6 protein-coding genes are annotated in these 10,060 nt (G+C 40.6%); 5 read left to right on the top strand and 1 reads right to left on the bottom strand.

The window, feature by feature from the left end; genetic code table 11:
• Positions 1 to 361: 361 nt before the first annotated feature.
• Positions 362 to 1,027 carry a DNA mismatch repair endonuclease MutH gene (mutH, locus tag JQC92_RS19135; protein WP_205001151.1) on the top strand — a complete coding sequence of 222 codons (666 nt, stop codon included), beginning with the start codon at positions 362 to 364 and terminating at the stop codon, positions 1,025 to 1,027.
• 176 nt (positions 1,028 to 1,203) lie between these two features.
• The gene (locus JQC92_RS19130; RefSeq protein WP_205001150.1) at positions 1,204 to 2,220 is read left to right on the top strand and encodes an adenylate/guanylate cyclase domain-containing protein; all 1,017 of its coding nucleotides are present in this window, start codon (positions 1,204 to 1,206) and stop codon (positions 2,218 to 2,220) included.
• Positions 2,221 to 2,357: 137 nt separating this feature from the next.
• Here JQC92_RS19130 and JQC92_RS19125 read toward each other — a convergent pair whose 3' ends face one another.
• Positions 2,358 to 3,257: a hydrogen peroxide-inducible genes activator gene (locus JQC92_RS19125; RefSeq protein ID WP_205001149.1), complete on the bottom strand. Its 900-nt coding sequence runs from the start codon at positions 3,255 to 3,257 to the stop codon at positions 2,358 to 2,360.
• 147 nt (positions 3,258 to 3,404) lie between these two features.
• On the opposite strand from JQC92_RS19125, the gene JQC92_RS19120 reads away from it, so the two are divergent.
• The 3 genes from JQC92_RS19120 to JQC92_RS19110 all read left to right on the top strand — a co-directional run bounded on the left by JQC92_RS19120 (position 3,405) and on the right by JQC92_RS19110 (position 9,913).
• Complete coding sequence (locus JQC92_RS19120) at positions 3,405 to 3,770, top strand: Hpt domain-containing protein (RefSeq protein WP_129946734.1); 366 nt, start codon at positions 3,405 to 3,407, stop codon at positions 3,768 to 3,770.
• A gap of 283 nt (positions 3,771 to 4,053) precedes the next feature.
• Positions 4,054 to 8,499 (top strand): glutamate synthase large subunit, encoded by a 4,446-nt coding sequence (gltB, locus tag JQC92_RS19115; protein ID WP_205001148.1) that lies wholly within the window; start codon positions 4,054 to 4,056, stop codon positions 8,497 to 8,499.
• Between the two features lie 10 nt (positions 8,500 to 8,509).
• Entirely contained in the window at positions 8,510 to 9,913 is a 1,404-nt protein-coding gene (locus JQC92_RS19110; protein WP_205001147.1) for an FAD-dependent oxidoreductase, read from the top strand.
• Positions 9,914 to 10,060 lie beyond the last annotated feature (147 nt).

Genomic DNA, 10,060 nt, shown 5'->3' with positions numbered 1-10,060 from the left:
CTTCTGGAAACGCTCACTAAAAACAAATTTGCTTTTGATATTTATCACCAGAGTTGGACTTCCTGCTCTGGCGAGCTCGCTTGTATTTGTGACTTTAGATCATATAGATCTGATCAGTCCCTAAAAAGTTATCCCAACATTCTGTGGATAAGTATGTGAGGAAATATAGGGATAAGCGGTTAAAAGTCATTTTGAAGAAAAAAGGTGTCCTTACCCAGCAAAACAATCATAGTTTTTTCATGTAGTTATATTCTTTCAAGTGAAGTTTCACTCGATCAAAATCGATCGCACACATTTTAACCACATCAACAATTTGTTTATTGATACACTAATCGTTGATCACAACCGCTGAAATTATTGTATGAAATCTGCCCCAAAATCTATTAATGAATTATTATCACGTGCTACTGATATAGCAGGGCTTACCTTAGCTCATGTTGCAGAATTGAACCATGCTCCAGTTCCTAAAGATTTGAAACGAGATAAAGGCTGGGTAGGACAACTTATCGAAGCTGAACTAGGTGCGACTGCAGGTTCTAAAGCTGAACAGGATTTCCAAGAGATCGGCGTTGAGCTAAAAACGATTCCGATCAACCAAAATGGTAAACCTATCGAAACGACATTTGTTACTTTTTGCTCACTTATGCCACCTTTTACAGCCAGCTTTGAAGACAGTGTCGTATTTAAGAAGATTCAACGGGTGTTATGGGTGCCAATTGAAGGCGATCGAGATATCCCCGTTAGAGACAGAAGAATCGGTACTCCATTTTTATGGCAACCCGATCAAAATGAATTTCTGCTGCTAAAACAAGACTGGGAAGAAATTATTGAACTTATCTCACTCGGTAAAGTTGAAACAATTACCGCGCGCTATGGTGAAGTCATGCAATTGAGACCTAAAGCAGCTAACAGTAAAGCACTGACTGAAACAATTGATGAGTTTGGAAAAATAATACAAGTAAACCCTAGAGGCTTTTATCTGAAAACATCATTTACTTCACGAATTCTTGCTAAAGCTTTTGGTTAACCGTCAACTTAGACAAAATTCGAGCTTTCGTTGATCTAAATCACACAAACTACTGGCATTTGGCTGCTATATACGTCTAGACTTCGCATCCCTAATTTGAAGTAGTAATTAGTAAATTGAGAATTTGTCGCCAATCTAAAAAATTGGGCTTTGCGATTGTTGCTTGGACCCTTGCTATGTCTGTTTTTGTGTTTTTTAGATATTCGCAAACTACAGCACTTCCTCATTGGGCTTCAACTGAAGCCGATATTAAGGTTTTCGCCATCTACATTGGCATTATTTTAGGCTGTCTCCATTGGTTATCTAACCTAATCGTAGATTTCAGTTTTATCTCTAGAATAAACTACTTAGCCACTCTCTTTGTTAAAGGCACTCTGCTTCTTGGCGGGGCTGTCGGGATCGCCGGTTTTATGCAGTTTATTGAGTTATGGGAAGTCCATAACCGAATGACTACTTTGTGGCATATTGATGCGACGAACATCATACAATCCAGCGCTTTTCATTTACTTTTGATCTATATGATAGTCGTCAGATTGTCATTGGCCTTTATTGAACAAATGGGATTACTTGTTGGCCCCAAAGAACTGATCAATATTGCTTTAGGTAAATATCATCGACCAAGGTACGAACAGCGCTTATTTATGTATCTTGACATGACTAATTCTACTTCTCATGCTGAGCAACTTGGTGACTACCGTTTTAGCTGTTTGATTCAAGATTGCTTTAGATTACTATCCGGCCCTGTAACAGATAATAATGCTGAAATTTATCGATATATGGGAGATGCCGTTTTAATTCATTGGTCACTGAAAGATGGCGTCGAAAAAGATCGTTGTATCAACTTATATACCGAGTTTAATCAAATTCTTAAATGGCAAGGTAACTTCTTCAAACAGAAGTATGGCCTAGTTCCCCAGTTCAAAGCTGCAGTCCATTGTGGTCAAGTAGTTACAGCCGTTGTAGGTGTACAAAAACAAGAAATCAGCTTTTTCAGTGATGTGTTAAATACGCTGGCACGACTGCAAGATAAATGTGGCCCACTTAAGCAGAAGTTGCTGATCTCAGCAGCCGTCGCCATCCGTTTACGGCAAGTTTCTGATATAACGCTAATTGATTTAGGTATGGTAAAGCTAAAGGGTAAGCAACATTCAATGCAAGTTTTTGCTGTCGAAAATAAAGAAATCAAACATTAAAGGGTTGGGTTAGAATGAAGCAATACCTCCTACCCAATTTACGGTATGAATTGATGTAATATTTTACGGGAAGAACTGAAACTTAATATAGTTATATATCAAGTTTCATTTTAGCTATTCTTTTCACTGAAAACGACTTATTGCAGCAACCCTTTAATCTCTTCTCCCAGAGCTCTAAAAGTACGAATTCGACTTGAAGTCTGGCGCCAAGTAATCCCGATATCACGATATGGTGCCTCCCCTGGTGGCATGAGGACTTGTAAGTTCGTATTGTGCAAAATTCCAGAATCGATAGCCATTTGCGGTAAAAAAGTAGCGCCAAGCTTACTGTTTACCATTTGAACGAGTGTATGCAAACTGGTCGCTGAAAACGGATGTACTTTCTTACTGTCTTGTAATTGACACGCACTGACGGCATGTCCCGTAATACAGTGTTCTTTCTGAAGTAGAAAAATACTATTATCTGGCATGGCTTTGTAATCTAACGGTTCGACAAGACCACCAGCAAACTGCTCATGAACAATCATTTTAAATGGGTCTTTGCCTAACGCCATGCTATGAAAGCTCCCAGTATCTACAGGTAAAGCTAAAATAAGAAGATCTAAGGTTCCTTCGCCCAATGCTAATAACAACTGTTCAGTAGTGTCTTCTTTAATTTGTAATGCTAGATTTGGATATTTCTCTTGGCAGACCGTTAATAAACGGCTCACTAAAAAAGGCGCAATGGTCGGGATACAACCAATTTTCAACTCCCCAGCCATTGGCTCTGATTGTAATTGCACATATTCCATCAAGTCTGTAACGTCAGCGAGAAGCTCTTTTGCTCGGCCAACCACTTCTTCACCTGTTGAAGTGAACATGAACGACTTATGATCACGTTCAATAAGTTGTTGCCCCAATAACTCTTCTAGATTTTGGATGCCTGTCGACAAAGTTGATTGGCTGACAAAACAAGCCTTGGCGGCTCGATTAAAGTTCTGCTCATGATGCAAGTGCACTAAATAGTATAAATTCTTTAAACTGGGTAAATTTTTCATAAACAACTCTAATCTACATTGTTAAATTTTTGAGACAATAATGCTTCATTTTACACTTAAACTCATGTATTTCTTTGCAGCAGGATCAATACTGAGTATCATGCGGAAATAGATTTTAAGTTTTAGCGTAACTTTACGAGGTAAAAAATGGCGAATACTGATTTGGACGTAATTTTAGATCTAAATACATTGGAGCAATACTGTAACGCCATTGGTGCCGCAACTCTACTTAAAAGCGTCGTTTTATTCGAACAACTTCTGCCTGAATATTTAGATAACTTAGAAAAAGCCAATGAGTCGAGTGATAAAGATACCTTATGTTCTGAAGCTCATAAGTTTAAAGGTGCGGCAGGTTCTGTTGGCCTAAAGCGTATTCAACAGTTCGCTCAAAAGTTACAACATGGTGAAGAAGCATCATGGCAACTAGAAAAAGATTACTGGCTGGGCACTATTCTTGAAAATGCAGCTCATGACTTACAACAGTTAAAGCAATACCTTGAATCAAAATCATAGATTTATTCATAGCCCTGCATACACGCAGGGCTTAAGTGCATAAAGATTCACATTTTCAATTCAATCTATACATTCACTTATTCTAATTTTATTTCACAAAAAAACGTCATTATCGACAAATAACATCAAAAATCATCTAGATCCTGCAACAAAACTACAAAAAAAGCACATTAAAACTACATTATCGTCTTCATGATAAGTTGACCTACGTCACATTAGGCTATATTTTGGTCTAGCCTATCGCATAAATAGCGCATTCAGGAGCATATAAATGGAGTAATTGATGAGTTTATATCACCCAAGTTTTGAAAAAGAGAACTGCGGATTTGGGCTAATCGCTCAAATGGACGGTGAAGCCTGCCACAAGATAGTAGAGCTTGCAGTTCAGAGTTTAGATAAGTTAAAACACAGAGGTGGTATTGCAGCAGATGGAAAAACAGGTGACGGTTGCGGAATTTTAATGCAAACCCCGACTGATTTTTTCACTGAAATCGCCGAAAGAAATAACTGGCACCTTAGCCGAAAATTTGCAGTTGGTGTCATATTTTTAAGTAAAGACCCACAGAAAGCCGATGTCGCAAAACAAAAACTCGAAAATGAACTGACAAAAGAAACATTAAGCATCGCAGGTTGGAGACAAGTGCCTGTCTGTCGTGATGTATTAGGAAAGATTGCTGCAGAATCAGAACCACAAATTGTTCAAGTGTTAATTAACTCTCCTATCGGTTGGCGAGTTAAGGATCTCGAACGAAGGTTGTATATGGCAAGACGTCGTATCGAGCAATCAATTACCGATGACCCAGACTTTTATATTGCCAGTCTATCTGGACAAGTTATCGTGTATAAAGGTCTAATGATGCCTGCAGATCTTGATAAATATTATCCTGATCTTAAAGATCCAAAGCTTAAAAGCTCAATTTGTTTATTTCATCAACGCTTTTCAACAAACACTAATCCAAAGTGGCCGTTAGCTCAGCCTTTCAGATACCTTGCACACAATGGTGAGATTAATACCATAACCGGTAATCGACAATGGATAAAAGCGCGTTCATATAAATTCCATTCACCATTATTGCCTGACTTGCAACAAGCTCGTCCGTTCGTGAATCAATCAGGCTCTGACTCCTCATCTCTTGATAATATGCTCGACATGCTCCTTTGTGGTGGGATGGATCTATATCGAGCTATGCGTTTATTGATTCCACCAGCTTGGCAATCTAATCCTGAAATGGATGAAGAACTCAAAGCTTTTTATGACTTCAACTCCATGCACATGGAGCCTTGGGACGGTCCTGCGGGTGTAGTGATGACAAACGGCCGTTATGCTGCCTGTTCAGTTGATAGGAATGGTTTACGCCCTTCGCGATATATCATTACTTCGGATCGCATTCTCACTGTATCTTCAGAAGTGGGAATTTGGGATTACAAAGACAGTGACGTTGTCACTAAAGGAAGAATTGGCCCAGGCGAACTTCTGGTCATTGACACCATGAACGGCAAGTTGTTTCAATCTTTTGAAATCGATAATGATTTAAAGCGCCGCCACCCATATAAAGAATGGATAAAAGAACACAATACTGTTTTAGTACCCGCTGAAGACATTCCTGAAGAAGCACAAGGCCATAGTGAAATGGCGCCTGGAACATTGCTTCAATATCAAAAACTCTTTGGTTACACCAAAGAGGAACTCGAACAAATCATCTGGCCAATAGCAGCTAATGCACAAGAAGCTACTGGCTCAATGGGCGACGATACCCCCATCGCAGTGCTGTCGCTCAAGCCGCGATCTATCTATGATTATTTCAGACAAAAATTCGCTCAAGTTACCAATCCGCCAATCGATCCATTGCGTGAAAAGCATGTGATGTCCTTAGCAACCTGCGCTGGTCGTGAGCAAAACTTATTTAATGAAACGACGGGTCACGCTTATCGCGTGATGTTCAACTCACCAATCCTTCTCTACAGCGATTTCAGTCAGTTAAAAGAGTTGAATCAAAACTATTATCGCCACGACACAGTCAACCTCTCTTATTCAGAAGAAGAAGGATTAAAACCGGCACTGAGCAGAATAGCTGAAAGAGCTCAGAAGCTGGCATTCGGTGGTACAACGCTTCTCATCCTTTCAGATAGAGTAACCGAGAAAGACAAGCTTATTATCCCTGCCGTTTTAGCTGTTGGTTTAATCCATAAGACGCTTGTCGATAATAACTTACGTTGCGACACCAACATCATTGTTGAAACCGGTAGCACCAAAGATCCTCATCATTTTGCTGTACTCCTCGGGTTTGGTGCAACCGCCATTTACCCTTATCTCGTATATGAATCCCTTGCTGCAATGGCACAAGTCAGACAAAAACCAATCACTCAGTTAAACCTTGATTATCGAACAGGTATTGAAAAAGGTTTACGGAAGATCATGTCAAAGATGGGCATTAGCTCAGTTAGCTCATATCGTTGTAGTCAGCAATTTGAAGTCATCGGACTAAACAAAGAAGTCGTCGACTTATGCTTAAACGGTGCTTGTAGTCGAGTTGAAGGTATAGGCTTTGATGACGTTTCAAAGTCCCAACAAGCGCTTTATTACTTGTCTAAAAAAGACTTTTTGCCACTACCTCAAGGCGGGCAACTCAAATATGTTAATGAAGGCGAGTATCATTGCTTTAACCCTGATGTCGTGACGACGCTACATTCTGCATTACGTAATCAAAGTTATGCCGAATACCAAAAATTCAGTGAACTTGTCGATAAACGCCCAATAGCAACACTCAGAGATCTTTTAGACATTAATTGGGTTGACTCACCTACAGATATTGACCAGGTAGAAGATGCAAGTAATTTATACTCTCGTTTTGATACCGCAGCGATGAGCATTGGTGCCTTAAGTCCTGAAGCACACGAAGCGTTAGCTGTTGCGATGAATCGTCTAGGCGGACGTTCTAATTCTGGTGAGGGGGGCGAAAACTCGGCAAGGTTCAACACCAAACGTAACTCGGCGATTAAACAAATTGCCTCTGGGCGTTTTGGCGTAACCGCTGAATATCTTATTAATGCAGAAGTGCTGCAAATTAAAATGGCACAAGGTGCTAAACCAGGAGAAGGTGGTCAACTCCCTGGTCATAAAGTTAGCATCGAAATAGCAAAACTCAGGCATGCAAAGCCTGGCGTTACTTTAATCTCACCGCCACCACATCATGATATTTATTCGATAGAAGATCTCGCTCAATTGATTTTCGATTTAAAACAAATTAATCCGAAGGCATTAGTATCAGTAAAACTGGTTGCTACACCGGGAATTGGTACTATTGCGGTAGGCGTAGCCAAAGCTTACGCAGATATGATCACCGTTTCTGGTTACGATGGTGGTACCGGGGCAAGCCCACTTACCTCGGTTAAATATGCAGGAAGCCCTTGGGAACTTGGTCTTGCAGAAGTTCATCAGACCTTAGTAAAAAATGGTGTCCGACATAAGATTCGTCTCCAAGTAGATGGCGGTTTGAAAACAGCAAAAGATATTATCAAAGCAACGCTTTTAGGTGCTGAAAGCTTTGGATTTGGTACTGTACCGATGCTCGCACTAGGTTGTAAGTATTTACGTATTTGTCACTTAAATAATTGCGCTACAGGTGTTGCAACTCAAGATAAAACATTGAGAGAAAAGCATTACCATGGCGAGCCTGAACGAGTAATGCAGTATTTTGAGTTTCTTGCTCAAGATCTGCGTGAGCAAATTTCAAAGCTGGGGGAAACATCACTCGAAAGCTTAGTTGGTAGAAGTGAGCTGCTAACCCAACATGAAACCGAGCATACGAATCACCAACAACTTGAACTCAATCAAATTTTAGGCAAAGAGACACCAGTACAAAATAAACCGATCACTTGGACCGAGACAAATCCACCAAAAGATATCGGTGAAATGAACCAAATGCTTTTGAAAGCATGTAAGCAAGTCATTGAAAAAAACTCCAGCTTCATCGGCCATTTTAGTATCAAAAATACCGACCGCTCTGTAGGTGCTAGTTTGGCGGGTTATATTGCCCAACAAAAACATCCAAACCAAAATCAACTCCATCTCAAACTCTGCTTTAAAGGCAGTGCAGGACAAAGCTTTGGCGTTTGGAACACCAATGGAATGAGCCTCTATCTTTGTGGTGACAGTAACGACTACGTTGGTAAGGGAATGTCCGGGGGGAAAATAGCAATTCAACCGCCTGTTGATAGTCGTTTTGCAAGTGAAGAAGCTACTATCATTGGTAACACGTGCTTATATGGTGCTACAGGAGGCGAACTTTACGCTGCTGGGCAAGCTGGCGAACGCTTTGCGGTAAGAAACTCAGGCGCCATTGCCGTAGTTGAAGGTGTCGGCGATAACGGCTGTGAATATATGACTGGCGGCACTGTTGTTGTGCTCGGACAAACAGGTGTAAATTTTGGTGCAGGCATGACTGGCGGCTTCGCTTATGTGTTCGATCAATTTGGGCAGTTTAGTCAAAGAATCAACAACGAGTTAGTTGAATATGCGCCACTCACCCATAAAGGCCATCAAGACTTTCTCAAGCAACTCATTAAGTTGCATGCCATAGAAACAAACAGTGAACACGCCAAACATATTATCGAAGAATTTGAGCATTGGAAAAACTGCTTTGTATTAGTCAAACCCAAACAAGCTGACATCAATGACCTTTTAGTTTTTGATCCTAAAGATTCACTGCTCATCATGAGACAAGGATAAGGTGACAACTATGAATAATGATTTTCAATTTATAGAAATAAATCGTCACCTTGCTGATAAGAAAGACATTCAACAAAGACAAACTGAATTTGTTGAAATTTATCGCCCCAATCAAAAGCAACACATTGAATCTCAAGCATCACGCTGCTTAGATTGCGGTAATCCATACTGTGAATGGAAATGCCCACTGCATAACTACATTCCTAACTGGCTTCAGTTGATTTCCGAAAACCGCTTGATGGAAGCCGCAGACTTAGTTCACCAAACGAACAGTCTTCCGGAAGTGTGTGGTCGTGTGTGTCCACAAGATAGATTATGTGAAGGCGCTTGCACGCTTAACGATGACTTTGGAGCTGTAACGATCGGTAATATTGAACGCTACATTACTGATTCCGCCATAGAGCAGGGCTGGAAACCTGATTTGTCTGACGTTCATCGTCGGCCTGAAAATGTCGCCATTATTGGTGCAGGTCCCGCTGGGTTGGCGTGTGCCGATGTACTTGCTCGAAACGGTATAACTGCAACAGTATACGATAAGTACCCTGAGATCGGCGGATTACTCACCTACGGAATTCCGGCATTTAAATTAGAGAAGTCGATTATCCAACACAGGCGAAAAATACTCGAAGGTATGGGAGTTAAATTTCAACTCAATACCCATATTGGTGTGGATATCAGTTTTGATGATATCGCTCACTCTCATGACGCAGTATTTTTAGGACTGGGCACCTACAAGGCTATTGCAGCCAATATTCCTAATGAAAATGCACAAGGTGTTTATCAAGCCTTGCCTTATTTAATTGCTAACACTAAGAAAATTCTTAACCAATCATCTGAAGAGTATCCGTTTATTGATTTACAAAACCAAAATGTCGTAGTGCTTGGCGGTGGTGATACTTCAATGGACTGTGTTCGAACAGCAGTAAGACAAGGGGCTAACAAAGTTACTTTACTCTACCGCCGTGACGAAGCAAGCATGCCAGGCTCAGCAAATGAAGTTGCTAATGCAAAAGAAGAAGGCGTTAACTTTATCTTTAACCATCAGCCAATAGAGATACAAGTGAATGATGGTAAAGTGGTCGGGGTAGAATGCTTGCAAACTCATTTAGAATTTGAAGAAGGAAATTCGCGCCCTAGCTTTAAAATGATCGAAGATTCAAATCAATGCATAGAAGCTGATGCGGTTATTGTTGCTTTTGGTTTCCAACCGAACCCAACCGATTGGATGAAACAACACAATATTGAGGTAGACATACAAGGACGGGTAGTGGTCAATCGCCATGAGTTTACGTACCAGACTTCAAATCCCAAAGTGTTTTCTGGTGGTGATATGGTTCGAGGTGCCGATCTTGTGGTAACGGCTATTGATGAAGGAAGAAAAGCAGCAATTGGAATTCTGGATTTCTTAACCTAATAACTATACCCATGATACTTGAAAATGCATGTTTCAGGACTTTTTCAGCGCCAATTCTTTGAGGCGCATTAGCGAAGGAATATCGGGATTCTTTCGAGCTAATGTAACAAAGAAGAATTGGCGCTGAGAAGTCCACGCAGTGCGAGT

Source organism: Parashewanella hymeniacidonis (assembly GCF_016900895.1).
Classification (GTDB): domain Bacteria; phylum Pseudomonadota; class Gammaproteobacteria; order Enterobacterales; family Shewanellaceae; genus Parashewanella; species Parashewanella hymeniacidonis.
This window is presented reverse-complemented; position numbering and strand designations above follow the sequence as displayed.